The sequence below is a fragment of the Nocardia sp. NPDC058633 genome (genome assembly GCF_042717045.1).
Lineage (GTDB): Bacteria > Actinomycetota > Actinomycetes > Mycobacteriales > Mycobacteriaceae > Nocardia.
Genome location: NZ_JBHXRA010000004.1, coordinates 214,359 through 229,383 on the forward strand (window position 1 = coordinate 214,359; position 15,025 = coordinate 229,383).

Genomic DNA, 15,025 nt, shown 5'->3' on the forward strand with positions numbered 1-15,025 from the left:
AGCTGTCCGCGTCGCGGGCAGCCGCGCTGGTCGCCGACCGGATGCGTGCGCCTCCGCGGCGCGACCTGGTACGCCGGGACCGCCGACTGCCTGCCGCGCGCGTGTCGCCCTGCGCCGCACCTGCCGTGCGAGCGGCGCCGGTGGTTTCGTCGACCGTGGCACCGTCGGTGGCGGATTGTGTTGTCGCCGAACGGTTCCGGTCATCGGCGCTGCCACGCCGTTCTGCCACCCCCACGCCCGGTTGCTCCGCACCCCGACGCGCGGCGGCGGCGCGGACCCTGGCACGTCGCCTGTTTTTGGACCGGTTGCTCCCGGTGCCGGGCCTGCTCGTGACCGAACCCGCGGCCGCGGCCGTATTTCCGGTGTTCGAACGCGTGGCCTCGAGGTCGGTGCGCACCGATTCCAGGCCGAGCTTGGCCAGGATCATTCGCACCACTCGACCCGGACTTCGCCCGTCGGTGCGCACGCGCACGGTGGCGATCTCGCGGTAGAGCGGGCGACGCTCGCGCATCAGATCCCGGTACTTGGCCGCGGGGTCGACACCGTTGAGCAGCGGGCGGGTGCTACTCGCGCCGGTGCGCCGAACTCCTTCGGACACACTGATCTCCAGGTAGACGACCATCGCGTCACGCAGGAGATCTCTGGTCCGCTCGGACAGCACCGAACCGCCACCGAGGGAGACGACACCGTCGTGGCAGAGCACGGCGCGGCGCACCACCTCTTCTTCGATCCGGCGGAACTCCGCCTCACCGTCGGTGGCGAAGATATCGGGAATGGTGCGCCCGGTATCGGACTCGATCCCCGCGTCGGTGTCGTAGAGCGCCACCCCGAGTTCCCTGGCCAGCTTGCGCCCGATCGTCGACTTTCCCGAGCCGGGCAGCCCGACCAGCACCACCCGCGCGCGCGGTGCGATCCGGTCGGCACCGTCGGCGCCGGTGTCGTCGGCACCGGGTTCGGCGGTCGTCGGTGAGGGGCCCGCGTCGCTGCTGCTCGCGGTCCCCTCCTGCCCCTGCTCGGTCATGGGATACGGCTGTCCGCGGGCACGTGTGGGCGGCTGCCGATCCGCTTGACGTAGCTGTTGATGTTGTCGACGGTCTCGGCCAACGAGTCCCCACCGAACTTCTCCAGCGCGGCCTGTGCCAGCACGAGCGCCACCATCGATTCCGCGACAACGGCCGCCGCGGGCACCGCGCAGACATCGGAGCGCTGGTGGATGGCGACGGCTTCCTCGCCGCTGGACATGTCGACCGTCGACAGCGCACGAGGCACGGTCGAGATCGGCTTCATCGCAGCGCGCACCCGCAGCGCTTCACCATTGGTCATGCCGCCTTCGAGGCCACCGGCACGGTTGGTCGAACGCAGCACACCGTCGGGGCCGGGACGCATCTCGTCGTGGGCCAGGCTGCCGCGCCGACGCGCGGTCTCGAATCCGTCGCCCACCTCGACACCCTTGATGGCCTGAATGCCCATGAGCGCGGCGGCCAGGCGCGAGTCGAGACGCTGCTCACCGCTGACGAACGAGCCGAGCCCGACGGGCAGCCCGTCCACGATCACCTCGACGACGCCACCGAGGGTGTCGCCGTCCTTCTTCGCGGCCTCGATCTCGGCGATCATCGCCGCTTCGGCATCGGCGGCGAAGGCGCGAACCGGGCTGGCATCGATCGCGTCGAGATCGTTCGCGCCCGGAGCCACACCGGTGGTGTTGGCCGCGGCACCGATCGACACCACGTGCGAGATCACCTCGACGCCGAAGGCCTGACGCAGGAAGTTGCGGGCTACGGTGCCCGCGGCGACACGGGCCGCGGTTTCGCGCGCGCTGGCGCGCTCGAGCACGGGGCGGGCGTCGTCGAAGCCGTACTTGAGCATGCCCGAGTAATCGGCGTGGCCGGGACGCGGACGGGTCAGCGGCGCATTGCGCGCCATTCCCGCGAGTTCGGTCTCGTCGATCGGATCGGCCGACATCACTTCGGTCCACTTGGGCCACTCGGAGTTGGCGATCTCGATCGCGACGGGGCCGCCCATGGTGCGGCCGTGGCGCACGCCACCGACCAGGGTGACCTTGTCGGCCTCGAACTTCATCCGGGCGCCGCGCCCGTAACCGAGCCGACGGCGGGCGAGCTGTGCGGAGACATCGTCCGATGTCACCTCGACTCCGGCGACCATCCCTTCCAGGAGGGCGACGAGAGCGGGACCATGGGATTCTCCGGCAGTTATCCAGCGCAACACGCCGACCATCTTCCCATGTCGACACGTGTAGTCGGGAACGTGGGCCGACGTGACGAGCGGCACGTCGACCGCGCGCCGGGTCGCGCGGTGGCGGCCACCGCCCTGATCCGGCCGAACCGGCCCGCTCCGGAGCGCCCACAGGACCCTGTCACCGTGATTCTCTCGGCGCGTCGCATCCCCGATCATGCCAACGCCATCGCGGTCACCGTGGCCAGGCACATGGCCGGACCGTGCGGTACCAGCCGCCGCGTCGGCACCGCACGCACCTGTTCCGCACCGCGCGCGGGCAGTGCCCGCAGCCGATCGTTGCCGAGCATCACCACCGCGACCGCGGCGGTGAGCACCGGTGCTGCCACCGCGGCCCACACCCAGGCCGGTGGGCCCGCGATGGCGGCGGCGGCTCCGAGCACCACCGCCAGCTTCACGTCACCGGCCCCGAGCGCGCCGGGGGAAAGGAGATGGGCAATCAGATACGGCATCGTCAGCAGCGCGGCCCCGATCACCGCAGTCCCCAGTTCCCCGGTCGACAGGGCGAACAGGAACACCGCGGCCGCACCGACACCGGTGAGCGCGTTGGGAAGTCGACGGGCATGAATGTCGATGACGCCCAGCAGGAGACACCAGGCGATGAGGCAACAGAACGCGGCAGTGGTCATGGGATCGATCGTGCTGCGCGGCGATCGCCGAAAGTGGGCCGTACCCGAGAATGTGGACAACTTCCGCGCATGTGAACAACGTCGTATCCAGTTGCCCGTCGACACGAGACCCGGGGTATCGCATGCCGACGTGTCGCGTGTTCAGCGGTAGCGTTGACCCATGTGTGCTGACTACACGGCTCCCGATTACGCGGCCCGGCGCGGTGCCCTGCGGAGTCTGCTGGTGGAAAACGGGGTCGACGCGTTGCTGGTGACCGACCTGGTCAACATCCGCTACCTGACCGGCTTCACCGGATCCAATGCCGTTGTGCTGGTGCACTCGTGGGATATGCGCGGCGCCGAAGACCGCACCGTCATCGGTACCGACGGCCGGTACTCCGCCCAGGTGGCCGAGCAGGTACCCGACCTGCAGGCCGAGATCTGCCGATCCACCGCGCGCCGCATCCTCGAACTGGCCGGGGAGTGGCAGCTGGGCCGCATCGGGTTCGAGAGCCATGTGGTGACCGTCGATCAGCACTCGCTGTTCCAGGAACTGCGCACCGGGCTACAGCTGGTGCCCACCACCGGCCTGGTCGAACAACTGCGCATGGTCAAAGACCCGTACGAAGTGCACCAGCTCAGCGCCGCCTGCGCGGCCGCTGACGCGGGCCTTGCCACGCTGCTAGAGCGCGGTCTGCTGCGTCCGGGCCGCACCGAACGGCAGGTGGCCCGCGACCTCGAATGGGCGATGTTCGAGCACGGCGCCGACGCGGTCTCCTTCGAGACGATCGTCGCCGCGGGCGCCAACTCGGCGATCCCGCATCACCGCCCGACCGACGCCGTCCTGACCACCGGCGACTTCGTGAAGTTCGATTTCGGTGCGGTCGTCAACGGCTACCACTCCGACATGACCCGCACCCTGATCCTGGGGAGCGCCGCCGACTGGCAGCGCGACATCTACGAACTGGTCGCCCGTTCGCAACGCGCGGGAACCGAGGCACTGAAACCCGGCGCGAAGACCAGCGAGGTCGACGCCGCGGCCCGGACGGTCATCGAGGAAGCCGGGTACGGTCCGCAGTTCGTGCACGGTCTCGGCCACGGGGTCGGGCTGCAGATCCACGAAGCACCCGGAGTCGCCAAAACGAGTACCGGTACACTTCTGGCTGGTGTGGCGGTGACCGTCGAACCTGGTGTATACCTTCCCGGCCGCGGCGGGGTCCGGATCGAGGACACGCTCGTGGTGCGCGAAGCGGGCCCGGAACTGCTCACCCGCACCAGCAAGGATTTGATCGTCGTCGACTGACATCGGCGCCCTAGAACGCAGTAACCCCCAGTACGCAGTAATACGAACGAGGAGATCCGAGGACAGTGGCGGACACCAGCGACTTCAAGAACGGCCTTGTGCTGAAAATCGAGGGTCAGCTCCAGCAGATCATCGAGTTCCAGCACGTGAAGCCGGGCAAAGGCCCCGCGTTCGTGCGGACCAAGCTGAAGAACGTCGTGTCCGGCAAGGTCGTCGACAAGACCTTCAACGCGGGCGTCAAGGTCGAGACCGCGACCGTCGACCGTCGCGACATGACCTACCTGTACCACGACGGCACCGACTACATCTTCATGGACGGTGACACCTACGACCAGATCTCCATCGCCGAAGCCACCATCGGCGACGGCGCGCGCTTCCTGCTGGAGAACATGGGCGTGCAGGTCGCCGTGCACGAGGACGCCCCGCTGTTCGTGGAGCTCCCCGTCACCATCGAGCTGGTCGTGAAGCACACCGATATCGGTCTGCAGGGCGACCGCTCCACCGGCGGCACCAAGCCCGCCACCCTGGAAACGGGCGCCGAGGTCGCCGTCCCGCTGTTCATCAACACCGGTGACAAGCTGAAAATCGACTCGCGCGACGGCAGCTACCTCGGCCGCGTCAACGGCTGATCGTGACCGACTCCCCGGCAGACAAGAAGGGCTCGTTCAAGAAGCTCGGCGCGCGTCACAAGGCGCGCCGCCGGGCCGTGGACCTGCTGTTCGAGGCGGAGGCGCGCGATGTCGACGTCTCCGTGCTGCTCTCGGACCGCGCTGACCTGGCGACCCGCGACCAGAGCGTGGCTCCCGTGCACGCCTACACCACCACCCTCGTCGAGGGCGTCGCCGACGATCTCGATCGGGTCGACGGCACCATCGAGGGCTACCTCCAGGACTGGACCCTGCAGCGGCTGCCCGCCGTCGACCGGGCCATCTTGCGAATCGCGGTGTGGGAGCTGTTCCACGCCGTCGACGTCCCCCCGGTCGTCGCGGTCGACGAGGCCGTGGAGCTGGCCAAGGAACTGTCCACCGACGACTCCCCGTCGTTCGTGAACGGCGTGCTCGGCCAGGTCGTGCAGGTGGCCCCTCAGGTCCGTGCCGCCGCGGCCGCCACCGCCGCGACGAAGGCCGCGCGCGGCGACACGGAGTCCTGATCGTGGCGCGCAAGTACCTCGTCATGGCAGAGCGCACCGCGAAGTTCGACGCCTCGGTGATCGAACCGCACCGTGCCTTCCTGCAGGAACTGCTCGCTGAAGGGCAGCTCCAGGAAAGTGGCGGCTTCACCGACGGCACCGGCGGCGCGTACGTGGTGCTGGCCGAAAGCCGTGCTGCCGCAACAGCGCTGGTGCACGCCGATCCGCTGCACACCACCGGCGCGTCGACCCTGACGATTCACGAATGGGAAATCACCGTCTCGGCCTGAATCCCGTTGCCCGACAGCCGCACATCCCACCCGGATGCGCGGCTGTCGTCGTCTCCGGCGGTGCCTCGCACGAACCCCGAGATCTGCATGGTGGTGCAGCGCCCGACGCCTCACGTTCGATCAGTGGCTACCCGCGAAGGGTGACGTCGATCCCGACGGCCTCCGCCGGTGGGTGTACGAGGAATCCGGCGGAGGCACGACCGGCGCTGGGTGGCGCGGTGTCGGGTGTGCGCTGGGCACGAAACGATCCTGCTACCTCGAGTGCGCTCGAGGTCAAGGGCTCAGCGGGGGGTGTGGACCAGCGGGGCGAGGAAGCCGGTGAGCTGGGCCGCCGAGGGTTGGCCGAGGCGGCGGCCGAGGTAGTCGGGGGCATCGGCGGCGGCTCGGCAGCGGTCCGGGTCGGTGTGGGACGGGTTGTCGGAATAGCGTTCGCCGAGCATGGTCGCCTTGGCGACCTCGCGTCCGGTGTGGAGTTCGTAGACGGCGATCTCGTAGGTGGCGCGAAACAGGTTGACGGTGCGGCCTATCGGTGCGCCGGGGGAGGGGCCGTACTGGCAGGTCTGAACGAGGTCGCGCAGTTCGAGCTGCTTCATGCAGGCGATGAGCTGCACGGTCGACGGGTCGTTCGGGTTCCACGCGGTCGGATCGTCCGGATGGACCATGGTCGTGAGGTGACCGGACAGGTAGATCGGTCGTGCGCCGTCGCGCTCGTAGGGCGCGGCATTCGGGAACGGCTTCTTGTCCTCGCCACACATCCGGTCGTAGTCCGACATTTCGAATCGGCTCGCCTGGACCGCCGTGATCACGAAGAATCCGGCCCCGAACAGTCCGATGAACAGCAGCAGTGCGACACCGGGCCCGACGCGCAGCCTGCGCCTGGGTGCGCTTCGCTCCTGAACGGGGCGGTTGTGCCACCGCTGGATCAGCGACGGACCGTTCCCTCGCCGCCGCGCCCGCCACCTTTCCGACAGGGTCGGCCGCCGTGCCGTCCGATCGGGTTCGACCCAATCGGACCAGTGTTCCGGGTTCTGTTGGGGCATGGCGTATTCGGAGGAACGGTGCGAAGTCGTGACGGCGCTCGCTGTCGGTCGGGTACTCGACGATTCGGATCTCCCGGGGTGTGCGGCACCGGCCACGGCAGCCGCACCCAATGCGGCAGCTGTGCCGATCGCGGGACCGTTGCCGGTCGTCGCCGCTGTGCCGGAACCGGCCCGGGTGCCCGTGGGAGTGTTCTCGTCCTCGCGTGTGGGCTCCGGGCGCAAGGTCGGACTTTCCTGCGCGCTACGGTCGTCCTCGGCGTCCTCGGCGTCCTCGGCGTCCTCGGCGTCCTCGGCGTCCTCGGCGTCCTCGGGCAGCGGGCCATCGGTCGCGACCGGTGCGGTGCCTGCGGGGGACTTGGTCAGCGAGACAGCGCTTTCGGGCTCAGCGTCCGATGCGTCGTCAGGCGCGGCTGGGTCTGACGCGGTGCCGTCGAAAGATGCGGCGGGCATGACGCTTTCGCTGTGCCCAGACGAGTCCCTTCCAGCCTCGCGACCAGGGGCATCGTTCGGTGCCGGGTCCTTCTCGGCAATGTCGGCGGGGCCGGCCTCGCTCGCCACCTGTTCGTCGGAATCGGGTCCGGGCGTGACCGGTCCGGCTGCGTCGGCCGATTTCGGCACGTCGCCCGAATCAGTGTGTGCGCTGGTGAATTCCGCGCTCGGGGAGGGTGATTGCGTTGCCTCTTCGGCAGGGATCGGTGTCGTGGGTTCCTCCGGACGCGCCGACGTGGTGGTTCGGTGAGCCAGCTTGTCGATCGCAGCGAGAAAGGCGGGTGTGGCCATTTGCGCGGCCCGTGTCGATCCGGTCGGGCCTGCGGCGGAATGCGATGCGGTGGCGGAATCTGCTGTGCCCGAGGGCGAGCCGAGCTCCACGGCTGTCGGGGCAACGGGTCGGGAAGTGGTGTCCGGGTCGAGGGCGGCCGGAAAACCCTGTGCGGTGAGCTCGTCGGGGGTCGGCAACAGGTGGCCCAGGTTCAGTGCGGCGAACACTCGGGTGACGTCGTCGATGCTGAGGCGGACAGTGCGCCCGCTCTCCGCCTGGAAATGGTCGTGCAGCGCGGACGCGTCGTCGCGATCGATCAGCACCGCGCGGTACCCGTCGGCGATCCTGGTTTCCTCGATGGTGATCTCGGCGCCGGGCTGGGAGACCAGCGCGATCACCGCGTTCACCCAGCCGAAGATCCCGGCCTGCTGCAGCAAGCTCTTGGCGGCGAACACCTGTCGGCGTACCTGGACGAACGGGTTCGGCACTCGGGCGGCGTGATAGAGCGCGGCCGGTTCGCCGTCGATGGTCCACGGCCCGTTCGGTGGAGTGGCGAGGGTCCCCTCCTGCCGGGTGGTGAACCCCTTCACCTCGACAATGGTCACGCTCTGCGGCGTGCACACCAGCGCGTCGACCTCGACCGACCCGCCCCGACTCTCCGGCACATGGCAACGGAACACGGCGACCCCGCCTGCCCGAAACCCCTGGTCACGGATGGCCGCACCGACGATCTGTTCTGCGCCTTCGAGTTCGCTCTCGTCCGCGACAACGACGATCACCACGACCCCCTGGGCACCCGATTGCGAACTTCTACCAGGATACGGCCTCCACTAGCCGTACCGAAACTGAATCTTGTTGCTGAGCAACGCCTTCGGCAATGCCGATTACCGATCTCGCCACGGCGCCCCCGGGTGTCGCACTGCCGCGGGTGCCTCGCTGACCGGTCGAACCCGGTCCCGAGCAGGCTCGGTGACCTGCCCCACCAGTGGCGACGCCCCGGCCGACACCGTCAGCGATGGCCACGATCCTGCCGCCGACACCACCGCGTCGTCGCCCCCGAACCTGGCGCACCGTTGCCCCGTCGACGCGTTCGACGAACGCGCGCGCGGCAACGATGAACTCCCCATGCCCGGGATCCTACGACCAGCCACCGACAATCCGCCACGTCGACGCAAGCTCTCCGCCCCGCGCGACCTCGCCGACCGGTCATAGTGCCTGGCCCCGGTCACGGCGAGGAACTGCTGTCGCGGAAGTGATCGCGCTACCGGAGAAGTGCCGAATCCCGGGTTCGGTCAGAAGAACCCGAGGATTGACCCGTTTATCGGGTGTCACCGATGATGGTCGTGGGTGCCCGAGTTGGAGCATCGAGCCCCGGCACGTCCGATTTCAGCGCTCGGTACCGGAACCCACTGAGGAGCGGGTATGAACTCCGAGGTCACCGTCGTTCTGGGCGACGTCTCGTTGCGGGCCACGGTGACCGGCACAGGACCGACGGTTCTGTTGCTGCACGCCGGCGGCGAACAACGCGGTGTCTGGGCACCGATCTCGCCGCGGATCGCCGCAGGTGGGCTTCGAACGGTGGCCTACGACCTGCGCGGTCATGGCGAGAGCACCGGTCGGGCGACAACGCTTCGGGCGCTGCGCGACGACGTGATCGAGATGGTGCGGCGTGAGTCGACCCCGATCGTCGTGGTGGGGGCTTCGATCGGCGGACTCGCGGCCATCGCCGCCCTCGCCGAGCCTGCCGTCGCGCGTGGTGTCGTCGGACTGGTCCTCGTGGATGTCGTGCCCTGCCCCGATCCGGACCGGGTCCGCTCGTGGCTCGGCGCGCGCGGGCTCGCCGATCGCCGTGCCGATCTCGTCGAGGACACACTCACGTGGGGCCCCGCGTTGCACGCCACCGCTGTGGCATCGGACCTGCCGATCCTGCTCGTCCACGCCGGCCGCTCACCCCTCAGCGCCGCCGAGGTGGACCGGTTCCGCGCGGCGAACCCCCGCGTCACGGTGACCGAGCTGCCGGATGTCGGTCATCTCGTGGCTCAGCAGGCACCAACGCAACTGGCGCGCATCGTGTCGGCCTGCGCTACGACGTGGCTCGCCGCCGATCAGGTCGTGCGCGGCGCGTTCGACTTGCAGCGCGCGCTCGGGTCCGAACACATCGAACATCCGGGTGGAACCCTGCACGCGCACCTTCGTCGAGTGCACGCGCTCACGGTCGAATGGGACGCCGCGCCACGCACGCGATTGGCTGCGATCTGCCACGCGTCCTACGGCACCGACGGTTTCGCGCGTGCGCTGCTTCCCGCGCAGGACCGCGGGCGCCTGTCCGACGTCATCGGACCCGATGCGGAGGCACTCGTGTACCTCTACGGTGCATGCGATCGGGAGCGAACCCACCGCGATCTCGGGCAACGACCGTTGACCGTGATCGACCGGTTCACCGGTGAGCCGAGGGTGATCGAGGGAGCCCTGTTGCGTGATTTCACGGTGCTGACAATGGCCAACGAGCTCGACGTCGCACGCCACGCGAGTGTGTCGGCGCCCACTCGCGAAGGCATCCGGAACCTTGTCACCGCGCTGGCGAGCTACGCCCCCACCGAGGCGGCGCGAGCCCTCGCCGACGAAGCGCTCGCCTGAGCGCCGACGTCACCGACCGTGCCGTCGACAGCACTGCCGGGCGAGGGCTGCGCGCCGATCGCGCGTCTGCGGTTCATTCCGCTGACGGCACCAGGGTGTTGTGTCGCGCCGCGGTCCACCACTGCCCGTTCTGCTTGACCAGCACATAGAGCGCGACCATGGCCGGTTCCGTGTCGATCAGGGTGCCGTCGGCGGTGGTGGCGCGGGCCGTCTTGTGGGCGATGGCGACGTCGGGACGCAAGAAGGTCACGTCGACGATGTCGTAGCGGACATATTCGTCCTTCAGGAATCCGGCCAACCCGCGGCGGTTCGCGTCGAGCAGGGCGTCGCGGCCGCGGATCAGCATGCCGACCGCGTTGCCCACTACCGCGTTCGCGGTGAATTGCGCGGTCATGAGTTCCGCGTCGTTGGTGTTGTACGCGGTTTGTGTGTCGGCGACGATCTGGTGGATCGCGACGAGGTCGGCGGTGTGGTCCACGGTGTCGTCGTCGAGGACCGGGGGCTGGATCGTGTTCGTGCTCATACGATGCACTCTTGACCCTCAACTGTGGTTCAGGTCAAGAGGTGGGTCGACATCACCGGACGCCGCGCGGACGGAACTGGATGCTGATGCGAGGTCCGACCGGGCGTGCGGTTTTGGGAACCGCGTGCTCCCAGGTTCGCTGACACGCCCCGCCCATGACCACCAGATCCCCGTGACCCGCCGTGAACCGCACGCTCGCACCTCCGCCGCGCGGTCGCAGCAGGAGCGAACGCGGCGCTCCGACCGAGACGATGGCGACCATCGTGTCGTGGGTGGCACCGCGACCGATCGTGTCGCCGTGCCAGGCGACGCTGTCGCGGCCGTCGCGGTAGAAGCACAGCCCGGCCGTCCGGAACGGTTCACCGAGTTCGACCGCGTAGTGCGCGGTCAACGCCGCCCGCGCTTCGATCAGAATCTGATCCGGCAGCGGATCGTTGTCTCCGAAGAACGACACCAACCGCGGGACGTCCACCACCCGGTCGTACATCGGCCTGCGTTCGGCATGCCAGGGAACGCGCTCGGCCAGCCGATCGAACAGCTGACTCGCGCCGCTCAGCCAGCCGGGCAGCGCATCGACCCAGGCGGTCGCGTCGAGCTGGGTCCGCCGGATCGCCTCGATCGGGCCCAGGGCAATCGCATCACCGTCGAACAGTGAACCTTGCAGGGGCAGCGACATGAGCGCCAGTCTACAACGTAATCGAATGTATGTTCGATACATGGTGTGGGTAGTGACGGACCCGTACCGCGATCAGGGTGGTAGACCGACCTTCGCTGTCGCTCGATCAGCGCATCTGCTCCGAGAACGCGCGTCAAGGGCGTGTTCGAATGTCCGGAGGCACCCACGCTCAACTCCGGGTGCGCGGCGAAGATCGGTAGTCGAGGGCCGCGGGCGTTGCCGCCGGTACCCGTGCTCGGCAGCAACTTGGTGGGCGCTGATCGGGACCGGCTGACAAAGGCCGACGGGCGCGGCGAAGCTTTCGGGTGATATCAAGCGGTTGCTCTACGAGGTGCGCTCACTCGTCGCCCTTTCCAACTTATAGCTCACACAGGGGCTTGCGGCAAGGCCTCGGTGGTGCTGCACAATCGCTGGGCAATGCAGAGACCAGCCACATTCGGGAGCGACAAGATGCAAGAGATGACCGCCGACGTGATCGTTGTCGGCGCTGGGCCTGCCGGACTGATGCTCGCGGGGGAACTGGGTCGGGCCGGGGTGCGGCCGGTGGTGCTCGAACGCCGTGAACAGCCGGGTACCGCGCAGAAGGCCAGTGGTCTCGGTGGGCGAATCCTGGATGTGCTGCGGTATCGGGGACTGCTCGACCGGATGGCAGCGGCCAGTGGAGACGGGAGTCCCACGCCGATTTTCCCGTTCGGCGGGGTGTACCTCGACTTCACCGGCCTCGACGACAGTCCGTTGCACGCCATGGCGATTCCGCAGGCGCGGGTCGAGGAACTCCTCGCCGAGGACGCCGTCGAGCTCGGTGCCGAGATCCGGCGCGGCCACGAGGTGGTCGCGGTGACCCAAGGCGACGACGCGGTGATCGCGGAGGTGAACGGACCGGAGGGGCCGTACCGGGTTCGTGCCCGCTACCTGGTGGGGTGCGACGGTGGCCGGAGCCGGATCCGCGAGCTGGCGGGCATCGGATTTCCCGGCAGCACCCATCCGGAGGTCAACCGGTTGGCGGTGGTCGCGGTGCACGAGACGGTGACCGTGCTCGACGACGGCGCGATCGAGGTGCCCGGTCTCGGTCGGATCGATACGGGATTCACCCACACCGACACCGGCGTTTTCGCGCTCGGACGGGTCGGCGCCGAGGAACGGGTGATGTTCTTCCAGACCACCGAGAACGACGACGCCGAATACGACAACGACGAACCGCTGACCATGGCCGAACTCGGCGGCAGCGTTCGTCGCGTGCTCGGCGCGGAACTGCCGCTGGGCGCGCCGACTCGCTTGTCGCGCTACCAGTTCCAGGAGCGTCAGGCCGAGAACTACCGTGCGGGCAGAGTTTTCCTTGCCGGTGACGCGGCCCACCTGCTGCCCGCCACCGGCGCGGCGATGAATCTCGGCATGACCGACTCGGTGAACCTGGCCTGGAAGCTGGCCGCCGACATCCACGGTTGGGCCCCGGCCGACCTGCTCGACACCTATCACGAGGAACGTCACTTCGCCGGTGGCCGCGCACTGCTGCAGACCCGCGCCCAGGCGGCACTTCGTCGAGGCCAGGACCCCGCCGCTGAGGCGCTGCGCGCGGTGTTCGGGGAACTCCTCTCCGACGAGCCCGCGCTGCGACGCATGGGAGCACTCGTCGCGGGCACCGATCTGCGCTACCCCGACCTCGGAACCCATGCGCTCACCGGCACTTTCGCACCCGATCTGATTCTGCACGCCGACCAGGGCACCGGCGTCGCCGAACTCATGCGGGCCGCGCGACCGGTCTTCCTCGATCTGGCCGACCGCGCCGACCTGCGTGACATCGCCGAAGGGTGGGCGCAGCGCGTCGATATCCATTCGGCCAAGACCGTCGATCGCCCGGTCGACGCCCTGCTGATCCGCCCCGACGGCCATATCGCGTGGGCTGCGACGATCGACGAGTCATCGGCTACCTCGGCAGCCGATTTGCGCACGGCACTGACCAGGTGGTTCGGCGTCCAGCCGTAGTCGATCCTGTGCCGTTCGCCTTGAACTCCGTGCCCATCCAGGGCTGGAACTGGCGGGCGGCGCACCGGTCTTGACGATCAGTGCGCTGCCCATCCGTCAGGCCGCGCCGGAGCCGCCGGCGCCACTGCGCCCGGTCGACCCGATCATGGTCGAGGTGTTTCGCGCGACCGGTCCGACATGCGTGCCGGCGCTGTGGATTCCGCGCAGGAGCACAACGGCGGCGATCACCACGATCGGCCCCGGGGTCGGTTCGACGATGACGGCGCAGAGTATGCCCCAGCCGAGCACCATCCAGGCCAGGAACGGCGGTGGAACGATCCCGTTGCGATCCATCCAGACAATGAGCAATCCGACGACGAACAGTGGCCAACCGAATCCGGCGGGGTTCGCCCAGAAGGCGTTGGCCGCACCGGTGTCCTCCCACCAGTGCCCCCACAGATCCAGTGTGAGCCAGTCGTCGACGTAGGACCAACTTGCCAGCATGCCGAGCGTGAGATGCCCGACGCCGATGAGTGCGATGATCCGCCCCGCCCATTTGATCATCCGATTCACGCTCGGCTGTTCCATGGCTGACTCCCCAATATCTATACGGATCCGTACAAGGTCGAGCGTATCGGTATATATACGGTTGCGTACAGATGGCGGGGTATGGCCTGCGGCACAGGCGAATTCCGACCGCCTCCGCCCAAGGCGTGGAGAAGACTTGTCGTGGAATGGGTTTCGTGTGGTCAGTTGCCCTGGGCCAGGTAGTTGTAGATGTCGTGGACTTCGATGGTGGGCTGGTTGGGCATGCCGACTTCCATGCCGACCGGGCCGAGGGTGGATTCGGCGAAGCTCTGGAACTGCTCGGCGGTTTCCCAGACGTCGGTGACGTGGAATCCGGTGTCGGTCTTCCTGGCCAGGTGGAACAGGAGGCCGGGCCCGCCGGAGCCGCCGTGCACGAAGCCCATCTTCGCGAGGGCCTGGTCGTACTGTTCGAGGGTCGAGCCGGTGAATTCGAGTTCGACGGCAACCGTCATGGCGGTCATCTCCTTGCGCGATCGAGCGGGGGTGGAGTGACTTCGGGCCCGGCCCGACGAGCGGGGGGTCGCGATAGAACACCGTGATCCGGCGCTCCGATCGAATCACGATCGCTCTCGGCGACGGGGCGACCCCGCCGTCGCTATGTGGTGCGCGTCACAGTCTAGTCGGCGGCTCATCGGGCGACAAGCTGCCTCATCGGCGGGCACCCGAGGTGGCTCCAGCGGGCCGAGCCGTTGTGGCCCAGATCATTCCGACACCGGAGTCGGCGGGCGCTGTCCGCGGGCGTGGGGCGGTGCCGATCAGCGCGTATCCGAGCCGCCGGGGGACCGCCGCGCTCCGGGCGTTGGCCGCGTCGCAATGGATTTCGACACGGTCGATGTGGGGGAGGGCCAGTGCGGCGGTGGTCAGCGCGTGGGCCGCCCGGGTGATGACACCCCGGCCGGTGTGGCTGATATGGCACCAGTAACCGATCTCCAGGGCAGCGGGGGAGATCCTGTCGTGGAGCCCGATGCCGCCGGCCACCTCGCCGCCGGCAATGAAGATTCCGTACAGGTAGCCGCCGTCGGGCGTCGGCCAGTTCGCGGCCGAGGTCCGGAGCTTCCGGCGCTGCCCGGCGAGCGTCGGTGGCTGTTCGGCCCACGACATCCATGGGCGAAGATGGGCGTGCGAGGCGGTCAACGCGGCGAACTGGCGAGCCAGATCACCGCGTTGCCACCGGCGAATCAGGAGATCCCCCAGATCGATCCGCTCCGGCGGCGTCGACCGGGAACGGGCGCTGGTGCCGATGGTCATGACCGATG

Annotated in this window: 15 protein-coding genes and 1 pseudogene; 7 read left to right on the forward strand and 9 right to left on the reverse strand. The window is 68.6% G+C overall.

Annotated features, from left to right (window positions below; all coding sequences use genetic code 11):
* Positions 1–196: 196 nt before the first annotated feature.
* The 3 genes and pseudogenes from ACFWUR_RS06835 to ACFWUR_RS06845 form a co-directional block, all read right to left on the reverse strand.
* A pseudogene (locus ACFWUR_RS06835) lies at positions 197–913 on the reverse strand (shikimate kinase); the annotation flags it as partial.
* 104 nt (positions 914–1,017) lie between these two features.
* The gene (aroC, locus tag ACFWUR_RS06840) at positions 1,018–2,235 is read right to left on the reverse strand and encodes a chorismate synthase (protein ID WP_378903056.1); all 1,218 of its coding nucleotides are present in this window, start codon (positions 2,233–2,235) and stop codon (positions 1,018–1,020) included.
* 173 nt (positions 2,236–2,408) lie between these two features.
* Positions 2,409–2,882 (reverse strand): prepilin peptidase, encoded by a 474-nt coding sequence (locus ACFWUR_RS06845; protein ID WP_378903059.1) that lies wholly within the window; start codon positions 2,880–2,882, stop codon positions 2,409–2,411.
* A 160-nt stretch (positions 2,883–3,042) separates the two neighbouring features.
* On the opposite strand from ACFWUR_RS06845, the gene ACFWUR_RS06850 reads away from it, so the two are divergent.
* The 4 genes from ACFWUR_RS06850 to ACFWUR_RS06865 all read left to right on the forward strand — a co-directional run bounded on the left by ACFWUR_RS06850 (position 3,043) and on the right by ACFWUR_RS06865 (position 5,583).
* Complete coding sequence (locus ACFWUR_RS06850) at positions 3,043–4,164, forward strand: M24 family metallopeptidase (protein WP_378903062.1); 1,122 nt, start codon at positions 3,043–3,045, stop codon at positions 4,162–4,164.
* 65 nt (positions 4,165–4,229) lie between these two features.
* A complete protein-coding gene (gene efp, locus ACFWUR_RS06855) occupies positions 4,230–4,793 on the forward strand; it encodes an elongation factor P (RefSeq protein ID WP_378903065.1) in 564 nt (187 codons plus the stop codon).
* Between the two features lie 2 nt (positions 4,794–4,795).
* Positions 4,796–5,314 carry a transcription antitermination factor NusB gene (gene nusB / locus ACFWUR_RS06860; protein WP_378903068.1) on the forward strand — a complete coding sequence of 173 codons (519 nt, stop codon included), beginning with the start codon at positions 4,796–4,798 and terminating at the stop codon, positions 5,312–5,314.
* Positions 5,315–5,316: 2 nt separating this feature from the next.
* On the forward strand, positions 5,317–5,583 hold the full coding sequence (locus ACFWUR_RS06865; protein WP_378903070.1) for a YciI family protein: 267 nt from the start codon (positions 5,317–5,319) through the stop codon (positions 5,581–5,583).
* Positions 5,584–5,864: 281 nt separating this feature from the next.
* Here ACFWUR_RS06865 and ACFWUR_RS06870 read toward each other — a convergent pair whose 3' ends face one another.
* The gene (locus ACFWUR_RS06870; RefSeq protein WP_378903073.1) at positions 5,865–8,162 is read right to left on the reverse strand and encodes an NERD domain-containing protein; all 2,298 of its coding nucleotides are present in this window, start codon (positions 8,160–8,162) and stop codon (positions 5,865–5,867) included.
* A gap of 190 nt (positions 8,163–8,352) precedes the next feature.
* Between ACFWUR_RS06870 and ACFWUR_RS06875 the strand changes: the two genes are divergently transcribed.
* Both ACFWUR_RS06875 and ACFWUR_RS06880 read left to right on the forward strand, forming a co-directional pair.
* Entirely contained in the window at positions 8,353–8,595 is a 243-nt protein-coding gene (locus ACFWUR_RS06875; protein ID WP_378903076.1) for a hypothetical protein, read from the forward strand.
* 210 nt (positions 8,596–8,805) lie between these two features.
* A complete protein-coding gene (locus ACFWUR_RS06880) occupies positions 8,806–10,020 on the forward strand; it encodes an alpha/beta fold hydrolase (protein WP_378903079.1) in 1,215 nt (404 codons plus the stop codon).
* A 73-nt stretch (positions 10,021–10,093) separates the two neighbouring features.
* Here the strand turns inward: ACFWUR_RS06880 and ACFWUR_RS06885 are convergent, their stop codons facing one another.
* On the reverse strand, positions 10,094–10,543 hold the full coding sequence (locus ACFWUR_RS06885) for an SgcJ/EcaC family oxidoreductase (RefSeq protein ID WP_378903082.1): 450 nt from the start codon (positions 10,541–10,543) through the stop codon (positions 10,094–10,096).
* Between the two features lie 52 nt (positions 10,544–10,595).
* On the reverse strand, positions 10,596–11,219 hold the full coding sequence (locus ACFWUR_RS06890) for an alpha-ketoglutarate-dependent dioxygenase AlkB (protein ID WP_378903085.1): 624 nt from the start codon (positions 11,217–11,219) through the stop codon (positions 10,596–10,598).
* A 450-nt stretch (positions 11,220–11,669) separates the two neighbouring features.
* Between ACFWUR_RS06890 and ACFWUR_RS06895 the strand changes: the two genes are divergently transcribed.
* Positions 11,670–13,202 carry an FAD-dependent monooxygenase gene (locus tag ACFWUR_RS06895; protein WP_378903088.1) on the forward strand — a complete coding sequence of 511 codons (1,533 nt, stop codon included), beginning with the start codon at positions 11,670–11,672 and terminating at the stop codon, positions 13,200–13,202.
* A 96-nt stretch (positions 13,203–13,298) separates the two neighbouring features.
* Here the strand turns inward: ACFWUR_RS06895 and ACFWUR_RS06900 are convergent, their stop codons facing one another.
* The 3 genes from ACFWUR_RS06900 to ACFWUR_RS06910 all read right to left on the reverse strand — a co-directional run bounded on the left by ACFWUR_RS06900 (position 13,299) and on the right by ACFWUR_RS06910 (position 15,017).
* A complete protein-coding gene (locus tag ACFWUR_RS06900) occupies positions 13,299–13,769 on the reverse strand; it encodes a DUF6463 family protein (RefSeq protein WP_378903091.1) in 471 nt (156 codons plus the stop codon).
* A 161-nt stretch (positions 13,770–13,930) separates the two neighbouring features.
* Entirely contained in the window at positions 13,931–14,221 is a 291-nt protein-coding gene (locus tag ACFWUR_RS06905; RefSeq protein ID WP_378903094.1) for a hypothetical protein, read from the reverse strand.
* 196 nt (positions 14,222–14,417) lie between these two features.
* A complete protein-coding gene (locus ACFWUR_RS06910; protein WP_378903097.1) occupies positions 14,418–15,017 on the reverse strand; it encodes a GNAT family N-acetyltransferase in 600 nt (199 codons plus the stop codon).
* Positions 15,018–15,025: the final 8 nt, after the last annotated feature.

What these genes read in the sequence shown, in the direction of transcription:
- aroC (WP_378903056.1), bottom strand. Translation starts at nt 2,235, where the DNA reads ATGGTCGGCGTGTTGCGCTGGATAACTGCCGGAGAATCCCATGGTCCC.
- ACFWUR_RS06845 (WP_378903059.1), bottom strand. Translation starts at nt 2,882, where the DNA reads ATGACCACTGCCGCGTTCTGTTGCCTCATCGCCTGGTGTCTCCTGCTG.
- ACFWUR_RS06850 (WP_378903062.1), top strand. Translation starts at nt 3,043, where the DNA reads ATGTGTGCTGACTACACGGCTCCCGATTACGCGGCCCGGCGCGGTGCC.
- ACFWUR_RS06880 (WP_378903079.1), top strand. Translation starts at nt 8,806, where the DNA reads ATGAACTCCGAGGTCACCGTCGTTCTGGGCGACGTCTCGTTGCGGGCC.
- ACFWUR_RS06885 (WP_378903082.1), bottom strand. Translation starts at nt 10,543, where the DNA reads ATGAGCACGAACACGATCCAGCCCCCGGTCCTCGACGACGACACCGTG.
- ACFWUR_RS06890 (WP_378903085.1), bottom strand. Translation starts at nt 11,219, where the DNA reads ATGTCGCTGCCCCTGCAAGGTTCACTGTTCGACGGTGATGCGATTGCC.
- ACFWUR_RS06895 (WP_378903088.1), top strand. Translation starts at nt 11,670, where the DNA reads ATGCAAGAGATGACCGCCGACGTGATCGTTGTCGGCGCTGGGCCTGCC.
- ACFWUR_RS06900 (WP_378903091.1), bottom strand. Translation starts at nt 13,769, where the DNA reads ATGGAACAGCCGAGCGTGAATCGGATGATCAAATGGGCGGGGCGGATC.
- ACFWUR_RS06905 (WP_378903094.1), bottom strand. Translation starts at nt 14,221, where the DNA reads ATGACGGTTGCCGTCGAACTCGAATTCACCGGCTCGACCCTCGAACAG.
- ACFWUR_RS06910 (WP_378903097.1), bottom strand. Translation starts at nt 15,017, where the DNA reads ATGACCATCGGCACCAGCGCCCGTTCCCGGTCGACGCCGCCGGAGCGG.